Source organism: Nitrincola nitratireducens, assembly GCF_000585235.1.
GTDB classification, from domain to species: domain Bacteria; phylum Pseudomonadota; class Gammaproteobacteria; order Pseudomonadales; family Balneatricaceae; genus Nitrincola; species Nitrincola alkalisediminis.
Genome location: NZ_AONB01000001.1, coordinates 353,984 through 378,865, shown reverse-complemented (window position 1 = coordinate 378,865; position 24,882 = coordinate 353,984). Strand labels below are relative to the sequence as shown.

General features: G+C 47.1%; 26 protein-coding genes and 1 pseudogene. 18 read left to right on the top strand and 9 right to left on the bottom strand.

Annotated elements, in window-relative coordinates:
* Positions 1 to 2 precede the first annotated feature (2 nt).
* From D791_RS21630 to D791_RS01715, 3 genes are all read left to right on the top strand, one after another.
* Positions 3 to 431: a LysR substrate-binding domain-containing protein gene (locus D791_RS21630; protein WP_337588581.1), complete on the top strand. Its 429-nt coding sequence runs from the start codon at positions 3 to 5 to the stop codon at positions 429 to 431.
* A complete protein-coding gene (locus D791_RS21625) occupies positions 425 to 703 on the top strand; it encodes a LysR substrate-binding domain-containing protein (RefSeq protein WP_337588586.1) in 279 nt (92 codons plus the stop codon). The genes D791_RS21630 and D791_RS21625 overlap by 7 nt, the downstream gene beginning before the upstream one ends.
* 90 nt (positions 704 to 793) lie before the next feature.
* Entirely contained in the window at positions 794 to 1,306 is a 513-nt protein-coding gene (locus D791_RS01715; protein ID WP_202806786.1) for a glutathione peroxidase, read from the top strand.
* 61 nt (positions 1,307 to 1,367) lie between these two features.
* Here the strand turns inward: D791_RS01715 and D791_RS01710 are convergent, their stop codons facing one another.
* A complete protein-coding gene (locus D791_RS01710) occupies positions 1,368 to 1,682 on the bottom strand; it encodes an HPF/RaiA family ribosome-associated protein (protein ID WP_036506900.1) in 315 nt (104 codons plus the stop codon).
* 231 nt (positions 1,683 to 1,913) lie between these two features.
* Between D791_RS01710 and D791_RS01705 the strand changes: the two genes are divergently transcribed.
* The 3 genes and pseudogenes from D791_RS01705 to D791_RS01695 all read left to right on the top strand — a co-directional run bounded on the left by D791_RS01705 (position 1,914) and on the right by D791_RS01695 (position 5,180).
* Entirely contained in the window at positions 1,914 to 2,678 is a 765-nt protein-coding gene (locus tag D791_RS01705) for an ATP-dependent zinc protease family protein (protein WP_036506898.1), read from the top strand.
* A 36-nt stretch (positions 2,679 to 2,714) separates the two neighbouring features.
* Positions 2,715 to 4,210: pseudogene (locus tag D791_RS01700) on the top strand (inactive transglutaminase family protein).
* Between the two features lie 16 nt (positions 4,211 to 4,226).
* Positions 4,227 to 5,180: an alpha-L-glutamate ligase-like protein gene (locus tag D791_RS01695; protein ID WP_036506896.1), complete on the top strand. Its 954-nt coding sequence runs from the start codon at positions 4,227 to 4,229 to the stop codon at positions 5,178 to 5,180.
* Positions 5,181 to 5,191: 11 nt separating this feature from the next.
* On the opposite strand, the gene D791_RS01690 is transcribed toward D791_RS01695, so the two are convergent.
* A complete protein-coding gene (locus D791_RS01690) occupies positions 5,192 to 5,653 on the bottom strand; it encodes an ATP-dependent zinc protease family protein (protein ID WP_036506894.1) in 462 nt (153 codons plus the stop codon).
* Entirely contained in the window at positions 5,646 to 6,146 is a 501-nt protein-coding gene (locus tag D791_RS01685) for an FKBP-type peptidyl-prolyl cis-trans isomerase (protein ID WP_036506892.1), read from the bottom strand. The genes D791_RS01690 and D791_RS01685 overlap by 8 nt, the downstream gene beginning before the upstream one ends.
* 159 nt (positions 6,147 to 6,305) lie before the next feature.
* Here D791_RS01685 and D791_RS01680 point away from each other — a divergent pair, with 159 nt between their 5' ends.
* The 6 genes from D791_RS01680 (at position 6,306) to D791_RS01655 (ending at position 12,697) form a co-directional block, all read left to right on the top strand.
* A complete protein-coding gene (locus D791_RS01680) occupies positions 6,306 to 6,773 on the top strand; it encodes a 3'-5' exonuclease (RefSeq protein WP_051513954.1) in 468 nt (155 codons plus the stop codon).
* A 166-nt stretch (positions 6,774 to 6,939) separates the two neighbouring features.
* Positions 6,940 to 8,709 (top strand): DEAD/DEAH box helicase, encoded by a 1,770-nt coding sequence (locus D791_RS01675; protein WP_051513953.1) that lies wholly within the window; start codon positions 6,940 to 6,942, stop codon positions 8,707 to 8,709.
* Between the two features lie 91 nt (positions 8,710 to 8,800).
* Complete coding sequence (locus D791_RS01670; protein WP_036506884.1) at positions 8,801 to 9,757, top strand: M23 family metallopeptidase; 957 nt, start codon at positions 8,801 to 8,803, stop codon at positions 9,755 to 9,757.
* A complete protein-coding gene (locus D791_RS01665) occupies positions 9,706 to 10,200 on the top strand; it encodes a bactofilin family protein (RefSeq protein WP_036506881.1) in 495 nt (164 codons plus the stop codon). The genes D791_RS01670 and D791_RS01665 overlap by 52 nt, the downstream gene beginning before the upstream one ends.
* 7 nt (positions 10,201 to 10,207) lie before the next feature.
* Positions 10,208 to 10,996, top strand: a complete 789-nt coding sequence (locus D791_RS01660; RefSeq protein ID WP_036506879.1) for a class II glutamine amidotransferase — start codon at positions 10,208 to 10,210, stop codon at positions 10,994 to 10,996.
* A 36-nt stretch (positions 10,997 to 11,032) separates the two neighbouring features.
* Complete coding sequence (locus D791_RS01655) at positions 11,033 to 12,697, top strand: AMP-binding protein (protein WP_162149935.1); 1,665 nt, start codon at positions 11,033 to 11,035, stop codon at positions 12,695 to 12,697.
* A 10-nt stretch (positions 12,698 to 12,707) separates the two neighbouring features.
* On the opposite strand, the gene ppnN is transcribed toward D791_RS01655, so the two are convergent.
* The 4 genes from ppnN to D791_RS01635 form a co-directional block, all read right to left on the bottom strand.
* Positions 12,708 to 14,084 carry a nucleotide 5'-monophosphate nucleosidase PpnN gene (ppnN, locus tag D791_RS01650; RefSeq protein WP_036506877.1) on the bottom strand — a complete coding sequence of 459 codons (1,377 nt, stop codon included), beginning with the start codon at positions 14,082 to 14,084 and terminating at the stop codon, positions 12,708 to 12,710.
* 58 nt (positions 14,085 to 14,142) lie between these two features.
* Positions 14,143 to 14,634 (bottom strand): transcription/translation regulatory transformer protein RfaH, encoded by a 492-nt coding sequence (gene rfaH / locus D791_RS01645; RefSeq protein ID WP_036506875.1) that lies wholly within the window; start codon positions 14,632 to 14,634, stop codon positions 14,143 to 14,145.
* Between the two features lie 136 nt (positions 14,635 to 14,770).
* Positions 14,771 to 16,171 (bottom strand): sigma-54-dependent transcriptional regulator, encoded by a 1,401-nt coding sequence (locus D791_RS01640; protein WP_036506873.1) that lies wholly within the window; start codon positions 16,169 to 16,171, stop codon positions 14,771 to 14,773.
* Positions 16,168 to 17,625, bottom strand: coding sequence for a sensor histidine kinase (locus D791_RS01635; protein ID WP_036506871.1), 1,458 nt, complete (start codon positions 17,623 to 17,625; stop codon positions 16,168 to 16,170). The genes D791_RS01640 and D791_RS01635 overlap by 4 nt, the downstream gene beginning before the upstream one ends.
* A gap of 203 nt (positions 17,626 to 17,828) precedes the next feature.
* Here D791_RS01635 and D791_RS01630 point away from each other — a divergent pair, with 203 nt between their 5' ends.
* The 3 genes from D791_RS01630 (at position 17,829) to D791_RS01620 (ending at position 19,985) form a co-directional block, all read left to right on the top strand.
* On the top strand, positions 17,829 to 18,206 hold the full coding sequence (locus tag D791_RS01630; protein WP_036506870.1) for a DUF4168 domain-containing protein: 378 nt from the start codon (positions 17,829 to 17,831) through the stop codon (positions 18,204 to 18,206).
* Between the two features lie 102 nt (positions 18,207 to 18,308).
* The gene (locus D791_RS01625; protein ID WP_051513945.1) at positions 18,309 to 19,619 is read left to right on the top strand and encodes a DASH family cryptochrome; all 1,311 of its coding nucleotides are present in this window, start codon (positions 18,309 to 18,311) and stop codon (positions 19,617 to 19,619) included.
* 165 nt (positions 19,620 to 19,784) lie between these two features.
* On the top strand, positions 19,785 to 19,985 hold the full coding sequence (locus D791_RS01620) for a (2Fe-2S)-binding protein (protein WP_036506868.1): 201 nt from the start codon (positions 19,785 to 19,787) through the stop codon (positions 19,983 to 19,985).
* A 29-nt stretch (positions 19,986 to 20,014) separates the two neighbouring features.
* On the opposite strand, the gene D791_RS01615 is transcribed toward D791_RS01620, so the two are convergent.
* Complete coding sequence (locus D791_RS01615) at positions 20,015 to 20,353, bottom strand: thiol-disulfide oxidoreductase DCC family protein (protein ID WP_036506854.1); 339 nt, start codon at positions 20,351 to 20,353, stop codon at positions 20,015 to 20,017.
* A gap of 81 nt (positions 20,354 to 20,434) precedes the next feature.
* Positions 20,435 to 21,001, bottom strand: a complete 567-nt coding sequence (locus D791_RS01610; RefSeq protein WP_036506852.1) for a cupin domain-containing protein — start codon at positions 20,999 to 21,001, stop codon at positions 20,435 to 20,437.
* 315 nt (positions 21,002 to 21,316) lie between these two features.
* Between D791_RS01610 and D791_RS01605 the strand changes: the two genes are divergently transcribed.
* The 3 genes from D791_RS01605 to D791_RS01595 all read left to right on the top strand — a co-directional run bounded on the left by D791_RS01605 (position 21,317) and on the right by D791_RS01595 (position 24,880).
* A complete protein-coding gene (locus D791_RS01605; protein WP_036506849.1) occupies positions 21,317 to 22,417 on the top strand; it encodes an ABC transporter ATP-binding protein in 1,101 nt (366 codons plus the stop codon).
* 44 nt (positions 22,418 to 22,461) lie between these two features.
* Complete coding sequence (locus D791_RS01600; protein WP_202806785.1) at positions 22,462 to 23,520, top strand: ABC transporter substrate-binding protein; 1,059 nt, start codon at positions 22,462 to 22,464, stop codon at positions 23,518 to 23,520.
* Between the two features lie 103 nt (positions 23,521 to 23,623).
* Positions 23,624 to 24,880, top strand: coding sequence for an ABC transporter permease (locus D791_RS01595; RefSeq protein WP_036506846.1), 1,257 nt, complete (start codon positions 23,624 to 23,626; stop codon positions 24,878 to 24,880).
* Positions 24,881 to 24,882: the final 2 nt, after the last annotated feature.

Sequence of the window (24,882 nt, the reverse complement as noted above, 5' to 3'; positions counted from 1 at the left end):
CCTTGCTAAGACATGCGCGGCAATTAGTGGAAAATGCTGAACGCATCGAAACACTCGCCAATTATTTTACACAAGGCTGGGAACCCGAAATTCGAATTGCCATGGACACTATTTTTCCTGAAGATTTGATGCTGTCCGTTCTAAATGCATTTGCGAGCGAACATCCGCAGATTCGCATCACCTTGGTGGAAAGCGCGCTGAGTGGCACAGATGAAGCACTGTTACGACATGAAGCTGACTTAGTCATTGGTGGGCACGTTCCACCTGGATTTACTGGACACTTTTTGTTGAATATTCAGTTTCTAGCGGTTGCACACCCCTCACACCCTCTTCATCACAATGACGCCCCCTTAACACTAGATGATTTAAAAAGTCATAGACAACTGGTTGTTAAGGATTCTGGCTCAAGACGGCTCGATGCAGGCTGCTAGGCGCCCATCAACGCTGGACATTTAGCAGCGTTCACACATCCATTAAAAGTGCCTGCCAAGGATTAGGATTTGCATGGTACCCCACGCTTAAAATTGCACAGCCACTTAAAGCAGGAAACTTAAAAGCCCTTCCTTTGGTGAGCGGTGCTGTACGGGAGGTCCCTATTTACTTAATTTTAAGTGACGGTGAATACGCTCACCCCGGTGTTAGGCGTTTAGCCACCCTTTTAAAGACAGTCATTCAAAACTGTTTACAGACAAAAGCACAATGAATCCAAAATGCCCATTCACCCGTAAATACCTTCAAGACTCTATGAGGTAAAACCATGCCTACCATTAAATATATACTTTTAGGATGTATCATGTTGTTTTCGCAAACCTCTTCGGCACAACCAGCGTCTACGATTGATGCCCTTTTGAAGCACGATCTAAAACGATTACATTCCAGCGAGATTGTCCATCTTAAAGATCACTACCAAGGACAGCCCTTACTTTTTATTAATACGGCGAGCCACTGCGGTTTTACAGGGCAATTTGAAGCGCTCGAAGCGCTGCATCAGCGTTATAAAGACCGTGGGCTTATTTTGGCTGGATTTCCATCTAATAGTTTTTTACAAGAATCAAAAGATGAAGCCGATACAGCGCGTGTATGCTTCCAGAATTTTGGGGTGACATTTGATATGTTCACACATATCAATGTTCGAGGGTCCGATGTGCATCCAATTTTTGCAGAGCTTGCCAGACAAACCCACGCACCTAAATGGAATTTCTACAAATATCTGATTGATCGTGACGGTAAGGTTGTTCAGGCGTTTCCTAGCACAACTCGACCAGACGCTCGTGAAGTAATCGAGGCGATTGAAGCGTTACTTTAAGTGGTTCTTATTCATGCCAACCCCCGTCACATGGACTGACGGGGGCGCAAATCAATGAAGATTAGTGATTTGCTAAGCGGCCCAATGTGCTCTCGAGCGCGCTTTTCATTTTTTCGCATGCACCGCTAACCGCCTTACCGGTTGAGTCGGCGTGGTCAGATACCGCAATAGGCTGTAACCCTGATACACGTGCTTCTATATTGCAACGCTTATCATTGTCACCCGATTTATGGGCATTTTCATCGTGAAGATGAACTTCAATGCGGGTAACTTTTTCACTAAACCGCCCTAAAACTTTTTCGACAGTGGCTTGTACGTGGGCATTTAAGGCCTCATTGCCTTCGATACTGCTATCGGTATTGACTTGAATTATCATTTAAAGCTCCTTGTATGAACAGTACGTATTAAACGTACTTATATTATAACTGTTTTTAGAAAAAATTCCTGTGCATTAGCGCATCCAGTTTTAAGTGATAATAGTAACGTTTCGCACGTAAAACATCCATGCGAGAATATTTTTTGCAACAATTCATGGATTGATTTTTAACTGGTTCAATTTTCGAGTAAAATCTATGCAATTTAATTTTGCTCACTATTGGAGTTTTAGATGCACTTTCGGCACACTCTGTTAACACTCTCGCTTGCGTCTTTATTGGCGGCTTGTGCACCCGGGCACATGTACATCGAAGAAGGTGTTGTTGAAAGGATTGATACTAAGCTGGACGCTCAATCTGATCAGATTTCTTCATTATCTGAACAGCAAGAGCTTGCAGTCAGTCATATTCTATCGTCTTACGATGCCGTATCTGAGAGCATGATTGAACGGCTCACCAACACCATCAAAACCCATGTGGAACCACCTAAGTGCGCTCCCCAACCACGCTTGGTCTGCCCACCACAAGGCAGTTCAGGAACACTGGTGCTTGGCGGCCTCGAAAAACAAGTGGTCGGTGAAGCTGAACGCGTTTATTTGGCAAACCTGGACGTCGTACTACCTGCTCGAATCGATACAGGTGCAACAACCTCTTCAATTGATGCACGCAATATTAATTTTTTTGAACGCGATGGAAAGCGCTGGGTTCGCTTTGACTTTGTGCATCCCACCACGGGGGACGACGCCACATTTGAACGGCAAGTTGTTCGTGTAGTCCGCATCAGTCAGTCAATTACCGATGATTACGAGCGCAGACCCGTGATTGAGCTGCGCTTTACACTGGGTAACATTTCGCAAACGGCAGAGTTCACATTAACCGACCGTAGCCATCTGGACTTCCCTGTACTTATTGGACGCAATATTCTAAGAGACCTCATGGTGGTGGATGTGAGCAAACAACATATTGCACCACTGAACATTAATCAGACCACACCTTAAGCCTGAGCACCTCAGGCTTTTTAGACAGGTATCCGCATGGTATCCCGAGTTCCATTTTATACAATCGTTGCGTTGTTAATTTTTACAGGGCTGTGCACAGCCCTACTTAGACACGTCCAACTTGGCATTCCGTTCCTACCCGGACAGCAAGAAAAAGTCTGGCTGATTGAAGCAAGGGTTGATTTTAATGCCCAAAACGCGCCGGTTCTTGCTAGCTTAGACTTACCCGACAATCCGCCCGGATATGCAATTCTAAACGAACTGGCCGCCTCCCCAGGCTATGGATTTTCAATTATCGAAAACGATGGAAGACGGCGCGGTGAATGGTCAAAAAACTCCGCTGATGGGGCGCAAACACTCTATTACAAAGCGCAGCTGATTCGATCTAAAAACCTAGACACTGAGCTTGTCGACGTCACCCCCAATCCCCAACCCGTTTTTTGGGACGGCCCCGAAGCCACCGCTGCCGAATACGTGATCGAAATGGCGCAGAGCAAATCCAGCTCGCCCGAGAGTTTCACTCGCGAGCTGATGCGTTTACTTCTCAACCCTGAGCCTGGACAAAACACAGGGCTTCTTTTAGCCAACCAACCGCCTGTGATTGTCATGGATAAACTCTTAAATCAAGCTGGCATTCCAGCACGCATTTCCATGGGGCTTCAACTTGAAGACGCTCGACGTCGGCAATCTCTCGTCCCTGTGATTGAAATTTTTGCAAAAGACCGCTGGCTCGTGTTCGACCCGAGCACTGGGCAACAAGGGCTCTCCGAAGACATTTTACTGTGGCAACGTGGCTCAAACTCGCTACTCGATGTGGTCGGAGGGGTAAACTCCAGAGTGAGCTTTTCGATGATAGAGCAGACTCTGCCTGCGCTAGAGCTCGCGCAAACTCAATTTGCAGGACAAGGATTTGCATGGCTAGGTGTTCACACGCTACCCATCGAAGAACAAAGCATGTTTAAACTCTTGTTCTTACTCCCCCTTGGCGCCATGGTTGTCGTCTTTATGCGCATTATTGTGGGCTTAAAGACATCTGGAACCTTTATGCCCATTCTGATTGCCTTGGCATTTTTACAAACATCCCTGGTACTGGCTTAATTAGCTTTATTAGCATTGTCGCCATGGGGCTGGTCATACGTACCTACCTTTCACGCCTCAATCTACTGCTGGTATCCCGTATTGCAACACTGGTGGTATTGGTTGTATTTTTAGTCTCATTCTTAAGCCTAGTCGGTTACCAATTGGGCTTTAGCACTGGCATGACAATTACCTTCTTCCCAATGATCATTATCGCTTGGACCATTGAGCGCATGTCGATCCTCTGGGAAGAGGAAGGCCCTCGCGAAGTGGTCACGCAAGGCGGTGGCAGCCTGTTTGTCGCGGTACTTGCCTACCTACTCATGCAGTTGCCATTATCTGGCCACTTGAGCTTCAACTTCCCAGAACTCAATCTGATCATTCTGGCCATTATCATGCTGATGGGACAATATACCGGGTACAAGCTATCTGACTGCGTCGCTTTAGAGCCATGATTGAGGAAGATAAAGCATGAACTGGGTCAGTCCATTCAGGCTCGCCAAAGCCGGCATTTTAGGCATGAACTGTCGCAATGTTGATTTTATCGGCCGCTACAATCTTCGCCGCTTTTACCCTTTGGTTGATGACAAACTGAAAACCAAACTGCTTGCCGAAGAGTACGGCGTAGCGACGCCAACACTGCGCTTTGTTGTGAAAACTCAGCATGAAATAGGTCACATAGAAGACCGACTTATGGATCTGAATGGTTTTGCCATCAAACCTTCACGCGGCTCTGGCGGCAAGGGCATACTGGTCATCATCGGCCGCAAGGGCAATCAGTTCATCAAATCCTCAGGCACCGAAGTTAGCATCGAAGATATACGTCGTCATCTGACCAACACACTAGCAGGCCTCTACTCACTGCGCGGAGCACCCGATGTTGCTATTATTGAGGATTTAATCGAGTTTGATGACACCTTCAAAGGTTACTCCCATGAAGGTGTACCCGACATCCGCATCATCGTTTTTAGAGGCTATCCGGTTATGGCAATGCTGAGGCTCGCCACACACGCATCCGATGGCAAAGCAAACCTGCACCAGGGCGCAGTCGGCGTTGGCTTGGACATCGCAACTGGCCAAGGACTCAAAGCAGTTCAATTTTCCAACCCAATCACCCTGCACCCAGATACAAAAATGCCCCTCGGCGACTTGAAAATTCCAGACTGGAAAAACATGCTATTACTGGCTTCGCGCTGTTACGAGATGAGCAATTTGGGCTATATAGGAACAGACATTGTTCTAGATAAAAGCCGAGGCGCTCAACTACTAGAGTTGAACGCCCGCCCCGGTTTATCTATCCAAGTTGCTAACGGAAAGGGGTTACTGCCTAGACTGCGTCACATCGAAAAAATCCGCAAGCCTCACCGCTTGGCTGATGATCGCGTTGAATATGCGATGGCAACCTTTCACAGCCAAGGCATCTAGGCAACTCCAACTTAAGACAGACTCGGTCTACCCTGCAGATAGGATGCTGCAGGGTTGACACAAAACATGCGCTTCAAGGCCTGCCGCCCTAATAACATCCTAAATAACATGTTGTCACGGCTGGTTAAGGACATTTCAACATCAAATCGATGCGAACCTATTAACAAAGGTGTCACTATAAAATAGCGCTCCGTCATATGCCCGCCGGAATCTGTGACCTGACGCACATCACTCACTGGCGCTTCACACCACACTTCAAGCTGTGTGTTTTTTTGCTGGGGATGCAAACCAAACCTCACCCAACGCTGACCGTCCTTTTTAAATTCATCAATATGGAACGTATGCAAGGCAGAGGTTCTCGCGCCCGTATCGACTTTACACTTCAAGCTTGATACACCAAGCTCAGGCAGTGCGACCCACTCTCGCCAACCTACCAACTCCAATCCAGATGCCTTCGCATCTGTATCAATCATGGTGGTGACCACCGACTCCATGTGCATGTCCATGTGCGATTTCATCATCTGAAGCAGCGCGAATATCTTCGATTTTAATATCGTAGGACAACGTCTGACCCGCCAAAGGATGATTGGTGTCAACGGTAATCATAAAACGACCCATTTTAACAACCGTTACATGGCGACGACCCTGATCGGTTTCAACCAGCGCAATCATCCCAGGCTTCCAGGTTTTAGCGCCCTGCGGCAAGCCCTGCAGGTGCTTAACAGGCACTTTCATTTCCAACCCTTCTTCGCGCACGCCGTAACCCTCTTCAGGCGACAAGGTCACGGTAAATTCGTCCCCAACGGCATGACCTTCCATCGCGGCTTCCAGCCCAGGAATCATATTGTTGTGACCGTGCAAGTAGGCCATCGGCGTATGACCTTGATTTGATTCAAGCTCCTCACCCTGCTCATTTTTTAATGTATAATAAAAACTAACTACTGCATCTGACTGTATCGTTTGCATACAGAAACCAATCCTAATAAGTTAACATTTGATGCACAGCAAAGGCACCACACAAAATACGGAAAACCACTTTAAAAAGTTGTTACTACGCCAACGGCTGATGATAAGCTAACGCCGACAAAAAAGTAATAAGTGTATATAACTACAGGCTATTCACGCATGCAAGTGATTGACATTGAGGCATCAGGTCTCGATCCAGATTTATCCTACCCGATTGAGATCGGCGTGTATGACACCCAGCACCCAGAGACATCGATCAGCTTTCTAATCAAGCCCGATGCCTCTTGGGAGTACTGGGATAGTAATGCAGAATCGATTCATAACATCTCACGTAACCTGCTGGATAAAGAAGGCATCAGCCTCGAAGACGCATGTGACAGACTCAACCTAGGGATCGATCAAGTCGTCATTTCTGACGCACCCGACTTTGATTACATGTGGCTACAACGTTTGTTTGATAAAGCCTCTAAACCCATGCGTTTTAAAGTCAGCGGGTTTTACTCCTTTTTAACTCCCGAACAGCAAAGTCAGTTAAATCGCCACTTAGATATCCAAGAACGTCCGCACCGTGCATTAGCGGATGCACGAATGATCGGGCAGGCACTTAGACCCTTCCTTAACGAGTAGATGAATATGATTCGCAGAGGCTATAGACAAATACAATTACTTTAAGTAGAATACTACCTCTTTTCTGAGGCACTGCTGCTGATGTGTGCGGCCAGCCTCTTTGCTAAGCTAACTGAGCGGCACGTTTCACGAAACACCTCTCTTCTACCAGGTAAAAAATCACAGCATGTCGAATACTGATATTCGCCCCACCACTTTTGGTGACTTGGGCCTCTCTACACCTATTCTTGAAGCACTTAACGACGTGGGGTATGAAACCCCATCCCCAATCCAAGAAGGCTCTATTCCTCCTCTTTTGGAAGGACGCGACCTCTTAGGCCAAGCTCAAACAGGTACAGGTAAAACCGCGGCATTTGCACTCCCTTTGTTGCAACGCCTTGATCCATCTAAAACTCATCCGCAGTTGCTGATCCTAGCACCAACGCGTGAACTTGCACTTCAGGTTGCCACTGCGTGCGAGAAGTACTCAAAGCATTTAAACGGTATCCGCACCCTATCAATCTACGGTGGGCAAGGATACGATGAGCAGCTGCGTGGCCTTCGCCGCGGTGCGCATGTCGTCATTGGCACACCTGGCCGTGTCATGGACCATATCCGTCGTGGCACGCTGGCACTCGACAAACTGCAAACGCTGGTTCTAGACGAAGCCGACGAAATGCTGCGCATGGGCTTTATTGATGATGTGGAATGGATCCTTGAGCACACCCCTGCTCAACGCCAAATTGCACTCTTTTCAGCAACGATGCCACCTGCGATTCGTCGCATCGCGGATAACTACTTGACCAACCCAGCGGTCGTTAAGATTGCAAGTCAAACGGCTACCGCCAGCACCATTCGCCAACGCGTTTGGACGGTTCGTGGCATGACAAAAATCATGGCTCTAACTCGCTTACTCGAACTTCGCGAGCATGAAGGCGTACTGGTCTTCGTCAGAACCAAAAATGCGACTGAAGAAGTCGCAGAGCAATTAACGCGCGCAGGCTTTCCGGCATTTGCACTTCATGGCGATATCGCTCAAGCGCAGCGTGAGCGTGTTGTTGATAAACTGAAGCGTGGCGATTTAGATATCGTTATAGCAACAGACGTTGTAGCTCGTGGCTTAGACGTTGAGCGTATTACCCACGTTATCAACTTCGACATTCCCTACGATGCCGAGTCCTATATTCACCGTATTGGTCGTACAGGTCGTGCTGGTCGTAACGGAGATGCTGTACTGTTTGTTGCACCTCGCGAACAACGTCTGTTGCAACAAATTGAGCGCACAACACGCTCGCCTATTGAAATGCTGGAGCTACCAACAGCCAAGCAGATCAATGAGCTACGCGTTCAACGTTTGCAAAGCCAATTAATTGCTGCCGCTGAAAGCAACGAAGCAACTCAGTTTGCCTCAATAATTAAGACCTTAACTGAGTCAGGTGAGCTAACTCCAGAGCAAATTGCAGCCGCCGCACTGAAGCTTATGTATAACGATAAGCCTTTATTCATGGATGAGCGCGAGCCTGCTCCAGCACGCGAAAGACGTCCTCGCGAATCCCTTCGTGACGAAAAACCTCGTCGCGGCGCACCTCGTAATGATGCCCCTTCAGAAGGAATGCAGCGTTATTGGATTGGAGTTGGCTATCAGCACGGGGTTAAGCCAGGCAATATTGTTGGCGCCATCGCAAATGAAGCGGGTGTTGAAAGCCAACACATTGGACGTATCGACATTAGCGAGATGTTTAGCACCGTTGACTTACCTGCAGGTATCACAGCGGATACAATACAGACACTCAAGCGTGCACGCATTTGTGGCCAAGCCCTAAACATCCGCCCATGGGTTGAAGATGGAAAGGAAAGAGGCACTGATCGCAACAGCGCACCTGGCAACAAAAGCAAGCGCCGCGCTCCAGCGAATGGAAAGCGTTCAAGCAATGCCTCAAGCTCTCGAGCACGCTAAAAACTCGAGGCAGAATTAGGGACATACGTCTGCCTTGATTGTACGGCATAGCTCATGGAGCTATGCCTTTTATTATGTCTAGGTTATTCGCTTGCGTCAGAAGTTAATTATCACCCTCACCACCGTGAGAGGGTCAAAACAGTACACCCTCAATCAGCTCGCTAAATACCTAGTGGGGCTTTTTCTTCTCCTCTCGGCCTTAAGCTTTTTTGTTTCAAACCTTCTTCTTGTAAAAACCCGAGATCACCTTAACGGACTCGCACAAGAAAAACTGATGCTTGAAGAGCAGTACATAGAAGCACTTGGGACTCAGCAATCTTATATGAAAAACCTGATTGAGCTGAGCGAGCTCTTCACTGAAACGTTTTATGAGAAGTATCAGCTGGAAAATGAAAAGTATCAGCTAGAAGAAGAAGTGATTCGCCTTGATGCCGATTTAAATGAAATGGAATCAATCCTTGGCATTATACCCTCACCCGAACAACCTGCCTCTCCTGAGGAACGCACAGACCTTCTGAAAGCAGCCGCCTTACAACGTTTATTTCTATTACACTCAATACCCAATGGCCTCCCCGTTAAAGGGGCTAAAATCAGTTCTGGCTTCGGTGAACGCGTACATCCAATTTCACGACGTCGCTCACAACACAACGGCATCGACTTCCCCTCACCGATTGGAACACCCATTTACGCCACGGCAGACGGTATTGTTGAGCGTGCAGGTTTGGAGTCTGGTTCAGGATTTGGTAATCTCATCATCTTGCAGCATAATTTCGGCTTTAAAACTTTTTATGCGCATTTAAATGAAATAAAGATCGCACAGGGACAATATGTCCATAAAGGCCAACTGATCGGGACCGTGGGTAAAACTGGGCGTGTCACAGGCCCTCATTTACACTATGAAGTGCGACACTTACTCACCCCTCTAGACCCTTATCCTTTTGCACGTTGGGGACTGAGTAATTTTGATTATATTTTTAACGCCGTAGAGGATATTCCGTGGGAATCATTAAGCGCCATATATCCGCTAAATCAGGCGGGTCCGCAGTAACCATCATTGCTGAAGGAAATCGCTTTTATGGTGACACTGTCATCAGCGGTAAAATGCATATTGACGGCACATTCGAAGGCAGCCTACACTCTACCGATGATATTTCCATCGGTCGCAACGGTGTAGTTGCAGGACAAATTTTTGCGAAAACCATTTATGTGAACGGACGCTTAGAAGGTGAAATCATCTGCGACCACCTTCATATTGAGAAAGGCGGCACGGTCAATGGACGCCTGTGTTGCGCGAAATTACAAATCGATAATGACGGACACTTTATCGGTGAGCGCACCTTACCTGATGCATTATCGGCAGCAGACGTATCTGAACGACCTAAGCCCACAGAGCACCACTCGACCTACTCATCTAGCGAGCTGATGATTGATAACGCCATGCAACTGATAGACTCGCTCCCTGATCGTATTACCCTAACAAAACAAGAGTAATTGACCTATGTGTGAACTATTAGGCATGAGTGCAAATGTACCTACAGACATCTGCTTCAGTTTTACCGGACTTATGCAACGCGGAGGAGGCACTGGGCCACACAAAGACGGCTGGGGTATCGCATTTTATGAAGGTAAAGGACTGAGAACCTTCCATGACCCTGCTCCCAGTGTTGATTCAAAAATTGCACGCTTAATCGCCGAGTACCCCATCAAAAGTTGTACTGTTATTAGTCACATACGGCAAGCCAACGTTGGCAATATTAGCTTAGAGAACACACACCCGTTTAGCCGCGAGCTATGGGGACGACAATGGTGCTTTGCACATAACGGTCAGCTTGACCCTGTCCTATTTTCATGGCCTTTGAATTACTATCAACCGGTTGGCACAACCGACAGCGAGTATGCATTTTGTTGGTTGCTTGGTGAGATTCGCCATCATTTCCCTACCCCTCCAGACACGATGGACGCGCTTATTCAGTTTGTCCATGCTCGCTGTGAAACCCTCAGAGCATTAGGCGTTTTCAACATGCTACTGAGTGAGTCAACGCATCTGTTTACTTACTGCACAAGTAAACTTTCCTGGATCACACGTCGCTCTCCTTTTGGAGAAGCCCGTCTGAGCGATTGCGAAATAGCGGTCAATTTTGAAGCGGTCACGACACCAAATGACATCGTCACGGTGATTGCAACCGAGCCCTTAACCAACAACGAACACTGGAATCGTTATAAAACCGGTGAAATGGTTATATTTATTGAGGGTATTCCTGTAAGGCATTTGCATAGTTTGACTTGAAGTACGACAATTGATGTAGCGATGGGAGAGGAAATCATGATAACAATAACCGATCAGCCTCAGACTCAATATCAAAACCTGAATCAAGTCATTGATCAAGTCGTATTGAGATTTTCCGAAAAACCTGCATTTTCTCATCTTGGGGCAGAGCTAAGCTTTACTGCACTCGACAATCTAGCCAGACGCTTTGCAGCATGGATACAGCAGCACACCCAACTTCAACCGGGTGATCGCATAGCCATTCAACTCCCCAATAGCATTCAGTATCCAGTGGTCTTATTTGGTGCCCTCAAAGCAGGTTTGGTTGTTGTGAACACCAATCCTTTGTACACATCAAACGAACTTGAAAACCAGTTGATTAACAGCGGGGCCAAAGCCCTCGTCGCGTTTACACCGCTGGCAAAAGATTTAAAGAGGATTTTGCCAAATACTCAAGTGAGATGGACGATCTTAACCGAACTTGCCGACCTGCATGCCTACCCAAAGCGTTTGCTCCTCAATGCCTACTTGAGGCATTTTAAACTACGCTATTGTACACCCGATTTGAGCAATGCAATTTCGCTGCCGGAGCTGTTGCAGATGGCTCGAGCTGAAGACTTTACACCGATTGAAATCTCAAGCGATCAGCTCGCTCTATTACAATACACTGGAGGCACAACAGGTATTGCCAAAGGTGCCATGCTGACCCACGGCAATTTAATCGCGAATTTGGCTCAATTAAACGAACTGCTGCGACACTATACCCAGCAAGGACAAGAGCGACTAATACAACCTCTGCCTATCTACCATGTCTACGCATTTATGCTGACCTTGTCATTATTCAGCATCGGTTGTCGCACCGAACTTGTCCCCAACCCACGGGATATCTCAGGCTTAATCAAACTGTTTAAACGGCAAAGACCCACAATTTTTTCAGGGATTAATCCTCTATTTTCAGCACTACTCCAGCACTCGCATTTTAAAAAAGTCAATTTTAAGGCCTTACGCATCACTATTTCGGGTGGAATGGCCTTGACCCCAAGCCTCGCACAGCAATGGGAAGTCACCACAGGATGCCCTATCGCAGAGGGCTATGGACTCACAGAATGCTCACCTGTTGTCAGTGTCAATTTACCAGATCAAGTCCAGATTGGAACAGCTGGACCTTTGTTACCTCAGACGCAAGTGCGCGTTGTTGGTCCACTTGGCGAAATTCTCCCGCGCGGTGAGATAGGGGAAATTGAAGTTCGAGGCCCTCAGGTCATGGCCGGATACTGGCAACAACCGCAAGAAACGGCCAAAGTCATCACACGACACGGCTGGCTTGCAACGGGTGATATCGGCATGCTCAATGAGCAGAACGTGTTGCGCATTGTTGACCGAAGCAAAGAGGTTATTAATGTCTCAGGCTTTAAGGTCTATCCAACGGAAATTGAAAATATTGTTAAGGCCATGCCCGAGATTGAGGACTGTGCAGCGATTGGGTTACCTGATGAGCATACTGGCGAAAAAATTAAGCTATTCGTGATCAGCCGCCACCCCAAAATGGGCGGACAACAAATCAGGGACTATTGCAAAGAGCGCTTAACCAGCTACAAAGTGCCTAAATCGATTGAGTTTTGCACAACGCTTCCTCGCAGCCCTGTCGGAAAAGTGTTGCGACGAGTGCTGCGTGAGCAAGCGTTAAACGATGCAAAGCAAAGCATGAGCAAAACTCAATGACGCCTTAAGCTCAGCTACGATGGGCCAAGGCAAAACAAGGCACGTAGTCTTCGTGATTAATTTTCATACGGCGCTGCTGAACAAATGCACTCAGCAACTCATTCAATGCATCCATAACCTGAGGATCTCCTGTCAATTGGAAGGGTCCAAACTCCTCTATGGCTTTGACGCCCGGCTCTTTGACATTGCCAGCCACAATACCCGACAAGGCACGTCGTAACTGGGCGGCCAACTCATAGTCAGGCTGATGCATCGACAAATTAAGATTCGCCATATTTTCATGGGTCGGCTCAAATGGCAACTGCAACTCATACGGAATCTTTAATTGCCAATTGAAATGGTAGGACTCACCATACGTGCGCCTATGAAGCGTCACTTCGTTTAAACCTTCACGCATACGTTGCGCAACTAAGTGAGCATCGTCGACTATAATTTCGTAAAACGAAGCGGCACGTTCACCGAGGGTCGTGCGAATAAATTTATCAACCGTATCGAAGTACGATTCACTGCCCGCCGGCCCAGTAAATATCAAAGGAAAAGGCATCGACGCGTTTTCTTCGCGTAACAAAATACCCAGAATATACAAAATTTCCTCTGCGGTACCTGCCCCACCCGGAAAGACAATAATCCCATGTCCGACACGAACAAATGCTTCAAGCCTCTTTTCGATATCCGGCATAATCAGCAATTCATTGACAATCGGGTTCGGTGATTCAGCTGCGATAATGCCCGGTTCGGTGATGCCAAGGTATCGACCTCGGTCCATACGCTGCTTGGCATGTGCAATGGTCGCACCTTTCATTGGCCCTTTCATGGCACCAGGACCACAGCCCGTGCAAATATTAAGCTTGCGCAGACCTAGCTCATAGCCGACTTTTTTCGTGTATTCGTACTCAAAACGACTAATCGAATGCCCGCCCCAACACACCACCATATCAGGCTTAATACGAGGACGAATTGCGCCAGCGTGCCGCAATATATGAAAAACATGATTGCTGATCGTTTCCGACTGACTCAATCCATCACAGCAACTCTCAATATCGTCTTGGATATAGAGCAAATCACGTAATACGGAAAACAAATGCTCCCGTATCCCTTGAATAATCTCACCATCGACAAACGCCGATGCAGGGGCATTGATGAGCTCCAACTGCAAATCACGATACTTCTGGCTGATATTAACGTCATAATTACGATAGCGCTCAAGTACTTGGCGCGTACTGTCCATTTCACTTCCAGTGTTCAACACAGCCAGCGTGCATTGACGAAATAACGCGTACAAGCCGTTATTACTGCGATCCTGCAGACGGGCAATTTCGAAAGGAGAAAGCGTATTTAAACTGTTAATAGGGGTAACATTAGCGTTTACAAACGTTTCGGTCATCATAATGACCTCCTTTTAACATCGGAAAAGTATGAATACTCAAAATAGAAAGCCCAACATCTTAGACTTTTTTGATACTGGTCACGGGCAATGTAATTTTTTGCTGTTGATGTAGCACATTTAATAAAATAACGACGCGCTCTTCACCATCAAATGACTCAAAGATGGCTTCAATTTCTTTAAAAGCGCCTTCAGTGATACGGATGGACTCCCCCTTCTCCAATGCCTGAGCCATTTGGATGGATGAACAACGGCGCTTCAGTTCAAAGATAATCCTCTGATCAACCGATAGAGGATATCCACCAAAGGACACCATTCTTGAAACACCTCGTGTTGAACGTATGGGCTGCCAGTTATCCATCGATTTATCGAGATAGATAAACAGATACCCAGGAAACAGAGGCTCTTGCAACACAACACGCTTACGGTTTCGAATTTTTTCGCATTCATGAAAGGGCAGATAACATTCGTACCCTTGGTTTTCTAAATTTTCTTGTGCTCTGAGGGTCTCCCCGGGCTTACACTGCACTAGATACCATTCTCGCCCGCTCATTTGACCTCTCCTGATCACTTGATCACTGAGTGATTGTCATCGCCAACATCTATGGCCTGATCACTCAGTTTTTCTCTACGAATATTCGATCTCTAAACAAGATGTTACCGCAAAGGGTATTGAAAAAAAACCTTTGCTATTCATCCTCATCCAGCCAGCGATACAGCGTTCTTCGACCAATTCCCAGCAATGCGGCTGCACGGCGTTTATTTCCATCCACTTCGTTGAGTACGTAATGAATATAACGCCGCTGCAACTCCTCTAATGTTGGCAAAACGGATCCAGATAAAAGCGACTGTTCTATACCTGCGTGATGGGAGCTCTCTTGCAAAGACGGCTGACTCGGCTTAAGGAGCCGTGTGGGTAGGTCATCAACTTGAATATAGGTGTGACGGCAAAAGGTCACCGCTCGCTCAATTACATTTTGCAATTCCCTGACATTGCCCGGAAATTCATAGGACTTGATCAACACCAAAGCTTCTTGGCTAAATCCCTGAATCGGCTTTTGCTGCGAGATCGTCAAGGTTTGCATAAAACGTGCTGCCAACGCCTCCAAGTCATCCTCACGCTCCCTTAATGCTGGCACCTTAAGACTGAAGGTTTCCAGCCGGTAATATAGATCCTCTCTGAAAGTGCCATCGCTGACTTTGGACTGTAAATCGCGATGAGTTGCAGCTAACACCCTGACATCCACATGCTCTTCTGTGTCTTGGCCCACGGGACGGATAGAACCATCCTGAAGGGCTCTAAGCAGTTTAGCTTGTAACGTCAGTGGCATTTCGCCTATCTCGTCTAACAATAAGGTACCGCCATTTGCCTCCTGCAACAGACCTTTGCGAGCGCCTTTTGCCCCCGTAAATGCACCCACCGCATGACCAAAAAACTCACTTTCCAATAAGTCCTGAGGAATTCCGGCGCAGTTCACCGCTAAAAAAGGCCCGTGAGCACGGTCACTTTCAGCATGAATCGCCTTTGCAACGAGCTCTTTACCTGTTCCGCTTTCACCAATAATCAAGACAGGCCCTTGCGCCTTAGCAATCACTTTGATCTGATTAAACAGATTTCGCATCACCTGACTGGAGCCAAACATACCGTGAAAGCCTGCATCTTTTGAGAGTTGTCGGTAACGCTGCAGTTCATCTTGTAGTTGTCGTGTTTGCAGGGTTTTATGAACACTCAATAAAAAGTGGTCCATGTCCAGAGGCTTGGTAATAAAGTCATCCGCACCTGCCTGTAACGCCTCAACCGCCTGCTTCACACTGCCAAATGCCGTAATCACAATGAGACCGGGTCGCTCACCCTCTGACCAACGCTCACTTACAAACCGTACTAGATCCATCCCTTTTCCGTCAGGTAGACGCAGATCAGTCACGATCAATGAAGGCGTATCATGGCTTAGGGCCTGCAGTGCATCTTGCAATCGATAATGAAGCAAGGGCGTGTATCCTTGTGCATCCAACTCATCTGCAATTAATGCCGCAAGGCCTTTGTCATCCTCCAAGACCAATACAGTGGCACCCACCTTGACTGCACTCATAAAACGTCTCCTTCGACTAACGTTGGCAAGGTTATTAAAAAACGCGCTCCCCCCAAAGCACTCTCACTGATGTCAATACGGCCCTGATGCTCCTTAATGACTCGACTCACTATCGCTAAGCCTAAACCACTGCCTTGTCCCGGAAGCTTTGTGGTCACAAACGGGTCAAACAGTTGGCTTTTTATCGCCTCATCGACCCCTCCCCCCTCATCATCAACCCAAAGCGCCAAGGTTTTACCCTCATCCAATGACTGCCATGAAACCTGTACCCGCCCTTCAGGGCAGGCCTGTCGTGCATTTCTCAGCAAATTAATCAACACCTGCTCTAAGCCCAAAGAATCGCCCTGAATCGTGATATCCTCGGCATCGATCACCTCAACAGGATACCCCTCATCTGCAACAATTGATTCGGCATGATGCACCCAAGAGCGGACAGACAGTCTCTGCTGTGAAGCACTCGAGGCGCGTCCAAAGGTTAATAACTGTTGAATAATGGAGGTCATACGCCCTGTTTGATGGCGGATATCCTCAAGTTCGCGTTGCTCATCCGGCGATTGTGCTCGTTTGAGCAAGCGCCGAGCACGACCGTCCACCACGGTTAAAGGGGCAGCCAATTCATGCGCCACCCCCGCCGATACTTGACCCAAAGACGCCATGTTTTCGCTTTGCCTGAGCCGATCTGACATTAATGCTTGTTCTTTTCGTTGTGCGATTTCACGCTCCTCGGCCGCCTTCATCGCATCCAACATTCCGTTTAAGCCATTGGCAAGTTGCCGAATCTCAGTAGGCCCCGTCAATTCGGCTCGATGAGACGCATCACCCTGCTCGACTTTTCGCATGCTGGTTAATAGTTTTTCAATGGGGCGCCCCACCGCACGCTGGTGCGCGTAAGTTAAAACACCCAAGATTAAGAGTGCAACGGCGGCAAAACCGCCCCAAGATGCGTATTGAATCGTCACCAGAGCCTGATCCATATCACTGCGTCGACGCGTCACCTGCAACAAACCACTCGGGGTTCCTCCCGCATCAAACAAAGGCAGAAAAAATGAATACACATTACGGCCACGAATCCGCTCATAATGGGCAAATTCTCCAACCAATGTTTTCTCTAATGCTGTCGTCGCCTGGCGCTTCGTCGGATTTACAGCACCAAAACTAATCAGCCGATTGCCTTCTGTATCAAATAAATACGCCCCGTAAACCTCGGTAATACCAAACACTGACGCTAAGCTCTCTTCAAGCTGTTCGAGATCTTGACGCTCCAATGCTTGATTGACGGGCAGATAAATAGCCCGTGCAACCAGTTGCAGGTCTCGCTGCATTCTCTCCTCAATAAACGATTCAATTACCATTTGCCCACCCGCTAAAATCACGCCGAGCATAATCAACACAGGTGCAACGACCTGCAGAATCAACACTCGCTTTAAACTTGAAAACATCAGCTGAAATCGCATGAAAACAACCCCTTCACAGCAGAACCTTATGACACATGAGCCATAATGACACACTATTCCGGTATTTTAAAGCCTTGCCAGACAGCCTAAAAATCAATCAAAAATAATTATAGTAATTTAAAATCAATTACTTAATTTACTTTTTAGCAAATTGGCACGGTTATCGCTTTATCTAGTGTGAAATCAACAAAAGGAGCGACATTATGAAAATTCTTAACGCTGGTCTTATCACTGCATTATTAAGCTTTGCGATGGTCCCTGCGATATTGGCGGAAACTAGCTATCCGGCCAATGAAGAACCTCATATGACCCAGCATCAAGCATCTAATTTCACTGATGCTGATATTGAAAAATTCATTGCTGTTCAAAATGAACTGGATGGTATTCGTAGCGACTATGCGGATCGTTTAGCTGCTGCCGCCAATCCTGACGAGGCCGCTGAACTTCAGCAAGAAGCAGGCAGCAAAATGGTTGAAACGGTTGAGGCCGCCGGCCTATCTGTTGAACATTACAATGCCATCGCCATGGCTGTTCAAACCCAACCAGAACTCCGTGATCGCGTTGAACAGTCCATTAATTAATGAGCCGCCGGATCAACCGCTCTAGACCGTTAAATTAAACACACGTAAGGCTCCAATCATAACGGCGAATCGTAAAGACGTTTTTATGCATTGGGGCCGACCATGAAAGCCAATCATCTCTTTTTATTTACCAATGACTTGCGAGTGGACGACAATCCAGCCCTGCTCAACGCCATCAAATCCTGTGATACTTTAGTATGCGTCTACTGTCTTGATCCCATCCTTTTTTCACCCGGCCATTATAGTCATCAGCCGATTGCGGCACCTCGATGGCAATTTTTAAAAGAGTCAATCACCGCGCTAGCAAGCGCTTTAAGCCAGCTCGGACAGCAACTCCTGATCCACTTTGAATCGCCAAAAGACACAATACCCAAGATGATTACTGAGTACGACATCACAGCCGTATATCGCAGTTTACAGGTTGGCTGGAACGAACAAGCCTATTGGCAGACACTCAAGCGGTCTTATCCGTATATAACATTTGAAGAGTATGCGTCCAATACCCTCTGGTCGCTTAATGAACTCCCCTTCTCACTTGAAGACTTACCCGACATTTTTTCCCAATTTAGAAAGCAGGTGGAAAAACGTACAATCCTGACACCTTACGATCGGCCAGCTCAGCTACCTAAAACGCCTCTTCACAAACGTGAATGGTCAAGCCATCTCCCCAATGTGCAAAACAGCCCTTCCCAGTTCAAGGGTGGTGAAACAGCTGGTTACCTCCACTTGCATCAATATTTTGCCTCTTCAGCCCCCTCAATCTACAAAGAAACACGCAATGCGTTAGATCAATGGGAACATTCAACCAAATTCTCACCTTGGTTAGCACAGGGCTGTATTTCGGTTAAACGTATTTACGAAACTCTTCGAACCTATGAAAAAGTTAAGGGAGCTAACGATTCGACCTATTGGATTTTTTTCGAGCTTTTATGGCGTGAATATTTTCAATGGTATGCCCTCAAGCACGGCGCAAAGCTTTTCCACTTTAAAGGCATCAAGTCGCGCAAACCGCTCACCAGCTTTTATCCGCAACGCTTCAAATCATGGTGCGAGGGAACAACGGCTTTTCCACTCGTCAATGCCTGCATGAAGCAACTGCGTGCGACAGGCTATATGTCCAACCGAGGCCGCCAAATTGCCGCAAGCTGCTTAATTAACGAATTAGAAATCGACTGGCGCTACGGTGCAGACTGGTTCGAACAGCACTTGATTGACTATGACGCTGCATCAAATTGGGGAAACTGGCAATATTTGGCTGGTGTTGGAGCTGACCCTAGAGGTTTAAGGCGCTTCAATATCGATAAGCAAACTCAAACCTACGATCCTCAGCTTGTGTTCATCAAGCGCTGGCAAGGCAATACACACATGCTCCCCACGCACCGAGTAGATGCCGCTGACTGGCCAATTGAATAATTCTGTTGAATGCCATGACACCTTCAGCGCATGCTTAAATCCGACGTGCGCTGGAATCATTGCAATACTTTATCAATACGGCAAGAATAATTAATAAATCTTCATTGCAATTTATCCGATAAGCATTATCATTTGCATGTACTTTAACACTGAGGTTCAGTAGCCATGTATGTTTGTATTTGCAACAATGTGACTGATAGTGATATTCGCCAAGCACTCAGCGAAGGCATGTCCAGCATTAAGGATCTGAATAAGAACCTAAGCGTCGGCAATTGCTGTGGAAAATGCGTGTGCGTTGCTCGCGATGTCATTCGCAGCTACCAAACAGAGGGTCAATTCGATTTAGCTCAAGACGCTTCGCTTTAGGTCGGAGCGCCTCCCCTTTTCAAGAAAATCTAAAGACGTCGATACCTCCAGTGCGCCCAAATATTATAGCCTGCGTTTGCAATTGAATAGACAAGCGGCAAGCTGAGCAATTTAGCGGGCAAAGACAAGCCTGCCAAGCGCCAGTAGTAAAGCGTTGCATCCAAGCCAATTAAAAAATTCTGCCCGGTCCAGACATGAATTTTCTTCATCATCGCCTGCTTACTCACCCCGCCCCACCCTTCAAAACCCGCCTCACTGATATCAATCAGGGCAATCTTTCCTAACAACTTAGGGTTTAGATAACAGATCTCCTTTTCACACAGCGGACATTTTCCATCATAAAACAGCCTTGGCAGCTTATCCGTCATTGATCATCTCCTATGCTTTTTAACCTTTACGCAAAGTGTCAGTGTAAAGATCTCCTTCGTATAACTTCACTCACGAATCGCTTAGAGGTAAGGCGGGGTGCATGCACTAATGATGACACAGACCTCCTTACCCGGGTTTCGAAAGCGATGTGGCTTGCGGCTGTCAAATAAATACGCATCCCCTTCTTTCAAAATCATTTTTTGGTCACCTACCGTCAACTCAATTGATCCAGAAATAACAATCCCACCCTCTTCAGACTCATGTTGAAGCATCGCACGCCCAGTATCGGCCCCCGGCGCATAGTGCTCATGCAGTATCTGCAAATTATGAAAACGCATATCGCCGACCTGACGATACTTTACTTCGCCTTGTGTAATCGGCATTAAGTCATTCGCTTTAAAAAAGACCCGACTCTCCTCAGGAGCCTCTAACGAGAAAAAATCTGTTAAAGAAATGGGTATCACCTCAAGGATCTTTTTCAAAGAGGATACGGAAGGGCTGCTCTGATTGTTTTCAATCAAGGAAATCGCCGCATTCGTTACACCTGCCCGCTTGGCCAACTCTCGCTGCGACAAACCTGCATTTTGGCGAACAAAACGAAGCTGAGCGCCTAAATCAAACTCGTCTTTACTACTTGGACTGCTCATTTACACCACCCATTTCATGCATTATTTTGGTTCATACTATTTCATTAAGCACCACACTTGTGCACATTTTCTTCTTGCAGAATAGACTCAAAATATGCGATAAATAAACTTAACACATGATTCGCAATACGTATCATGTATTGAAAGAAAACTGGCACAAATCATGCAAAGAAGCACGATAACTGACAGTTTCTTTCCTAATAAGAACAGGAAATACAATTATAATACCCACTCTTCACGTGGAGTGTTATTTTTCGTCCTCGCTGTCAATAATAATTAACAAGTTGGCTTCAACCAACGCAGTAGGAGAAGAATATGCAACTAACGACTGAAATGGAACCTTTGGTTCGTTTCTCAGGCGTACAGAAAACCTATGATGGCGAGCATCTAGTTGTCAAAGACCTCAACCTGAACATACAGAAAGGCGAGTTTGTTACCCTACTAGGCCCTTCTGGCTCAGGAAAAACGACTTGCCTAATGATGCTTGCGGGGTTTGAAACCCCAACCAGCGGTGACATTTTTCTGGGCCAAGAAAGATTAAACACCTTACCTCCGCACAAACGCAACATCGGCATGGTTTTCCAAAACTATGCGTTATTCCCCCATATGTCGGTAGAAGAAAATCTACTCTACCCTCTGAAAACGCGTAAAATTTCCAAAGCAATTGCTAAAGAAAAGGTCGACAAAATTCTCTCTAAGATCAAACTCAAAGAGTTTGCGCACCGTCGCCCTTCTCAGCTCTCCGGTGGTCAACAACAGCGTGTTGCGCTTGCACGTGCGCTCGTGTTTGAGCCACAACTGGTTTTAATGGATGAGCCCTTAGGGGCGCTGGATAAACAACTCAGAGAGCACATGCAGTTAGAAATAAAGCATTTGCACGAGCAGTTGGGCCTAACCGTTGTCTTTGTGACCCACGATCAATCTGAAGCGCTGACCATGTCAGACCGAGTAGCCGTATTTAACGATGGTGTCATTCAACAAATCGACACGCCCCACAACCTCTATGAATACCCTGCAAATTCCTTTGTTGCCCAGTTTATCGGTGAGAACAATACGCTTCCTGGCAAAATTCAATCGAAAGAGCAAAATACTTGCCAAGTCAGCTTTGGTGATGGATTTACAACCCGCGCGCTCGCAGGAAAGAACCTTAACAGCGGCGATAAAACACAACTCTCGATTCGTCCAGAGCGGGTCCGACTAAACTCAGGCCATCTGAATTTAGAAAACCAGTTTAATGCCACCTTACACGAGTTTATTTATTTAGGGGATCACTTGCGACTTCGATGTGAGTTGGCAGGTAACGATCAGTTTTATGTAAAGGTTCCTGTCAATGAGCTTTGCCCAAACTTGAAAGCGGGTGATCGCATTCAGCTTGGATGGAGTGATCAGGATGTGCGCGCGTTGGATTACCTGTAAGTCACTCACTGTTAGATGCACTATTTAATTGTATGGAGAGTCAAATGAACATGAAAAATACCCTGCTCAACACACGTAAAACAGCCCTGGTCACAGGTCTTGCCATCGCAACGGCGTCTCTTGCACTCAGTGCTCAAGCCATGACGGTTATTTCGTTTGGTGGCTCCTCAGGGGACGCCATGCAAAAAGCCTATTATGCCCCCTTCGTAGAAAAAACTGGAAAAACCCTCACGCCCGGTGATTACAACGGTGAATTTGCCCGCATTCGTGCCATGGTCGAAACAGGCAATGTCAGCTGGGATGTGGTTGAAGTTGAATCTCCCGAACTGGTTCGTGGCTGCTTTGAAGGGCTGTTTCAACCCATCGACTGGGCCAAGCTAGGCATAGAAGATCAATTAATTCCTGAAGCAGTCACCGAGTGTGGCGTGGGTAGTTTCGTATGGTCAACAGTTTTAGCTTATGACGCCGACCGTCTTGAAGGCACACCGCTAAGCTGGGCAGACTTCTGGGACCTTGAAACCTTTCCAGGGAAACGCGGCTTACGTAGAGGGGCTAAGTACACGCTTGAGTTTGCACTGATGGCCGATGGAGTTTCAAGCAGTGATGTATACGATGTGCTTGCCACCGAAGAAGGTGTAGCGCGTGCATTTGCTAAACTGGATGAAATCAAAGAACACATTCAATGGTGGGAAGCCGGTGCCCAGCCTCCGCAATGGCTGGTTGCAGGTGATGTCGTGATGTCGTCTTCTTATAATGGCCGTATTGCGGCTGCGCAAGAAGAAGGACGTAACCTTGCCATTACTTGGAATGAAAGTCTCTACGACTTGGACTACTGGACCATTATCGAAGGCTCAACTCAAGTTGAAGATGCGTACGAATTTATCCGCTTTGCGAGCCAAGCGGACACTCAAGCCGTTTACTCAAGCAACATTCCATACGGCCCAGTAAATCCTGCTGCCATTGGTGCACTATCTGAAGCACAGGCTAAGCGTATGCCAACTCACGCAGATAATCTCATAGGAGCTATCGCAGTTAACACGGATTTTTGGGTTGATTTTGGTGAAGAGCTAGAGCAACGCTTTAATTCTTGGGCAACTCGCTAACCGTCTTAGCCACTGACCTGCTCTGTAACCAGAGCAGGTTCTTAAAACGCTTACTGTATCTACTGACGTGATTAAACAGGTCTGCAGCAGACCGGAGGACCGAATGACAAGTGCACTTGCAATGTCTCAACCCGCAATCTCGGAGAAAGTGCCGGGTTTAAAAGCACAACTCAGACGTGCTGAACGCTTGCGTAAATTAAAAGCAATTGCGCTCGTTGCCCCTTTGGCTATTTTTCTTGTGATTGCCTTCGTTATCCCCATTAGCAACATGCTGTGGCGCAGTGTCGATAACAGCGAAGTCATGCAGGTGATGCCAGAAACCGCTCGTTTACTTACAGAATGGGATGGAAAAGACCTCCCATCGGAGGCTGTGTTTAGCGTTTTCGCTCAAGAACTTCGTGATTCTAGAACGGGGGGTGGTTTAGGCCGTATAGGACGGCGTCTTAATTACGAAGACCCAACCTTTAGAACGCTGCTGACTCAGACGTTGCGCACATTACCTGCAACCACTGAGACAACTTGGTCAGAGACCTTACAAAGCATTCATCCTCGCTGGAGCGAAACAGACACTTGGCTTGCCTTGCAGCGTGCTGCGCCCGCCACCACGGATCGTTACTTGTTAGCAGCACTTGATTTACAACGTGGAAGCGATGGCAGCATTGAACGTATTGATGAAAATCAACGCGTCTACCAACAAGTATTTGTGCGCACTTTGGTCATCGCTGGTGGTGTTACACTCATTTGCTTACTCATGGGATTTCCCTTGGCCTATCTATTGGCAACACTGCCAACCAGCCAAAGCAACCTATTGATGATTTTTGTTCTACTGCCTTTCTGGACATCCTTGTTGGTCAGAACGGCGGCTTGGATCGTGTTGCTGCAGTCCGGAGGATTGGTCAATACAACCCTCATGACACTTGGACTGATTGAGTCGCCTTTGCAACTGGTATTCAACCGTATTGGCGTATTCTTTGCCATGGTCCATATCTTATTGCCCTTTATGATTTTACCCCTATACAGCGTGATGAAAGGTATATCGCCTGTTTATCAACGTGCGGCAACATCGCTAGGCGCCCACCCGTTTGCCGCCTTCTGGCAGATCTATGTTCCTCAAACCCTCTCAGGTGTTGCGGCAGGTACCATTCTCGTCTTTATCATGGCGATTGGTTATTACATTACCCCAGCATTAGTCGGCGGCCCATCAGACCAGATGGTCAGTTACTTTGTTGCCTATTACACCAATACCACCAACAACTGGGGAATGGCTGCGGCACTGGGTACCTTCTTACTGATTGCCACCCTACTTCTGTATCTGGTTTACCACAAACTGGTCAATCAAAAGCAATTAATCAGGAACTAATA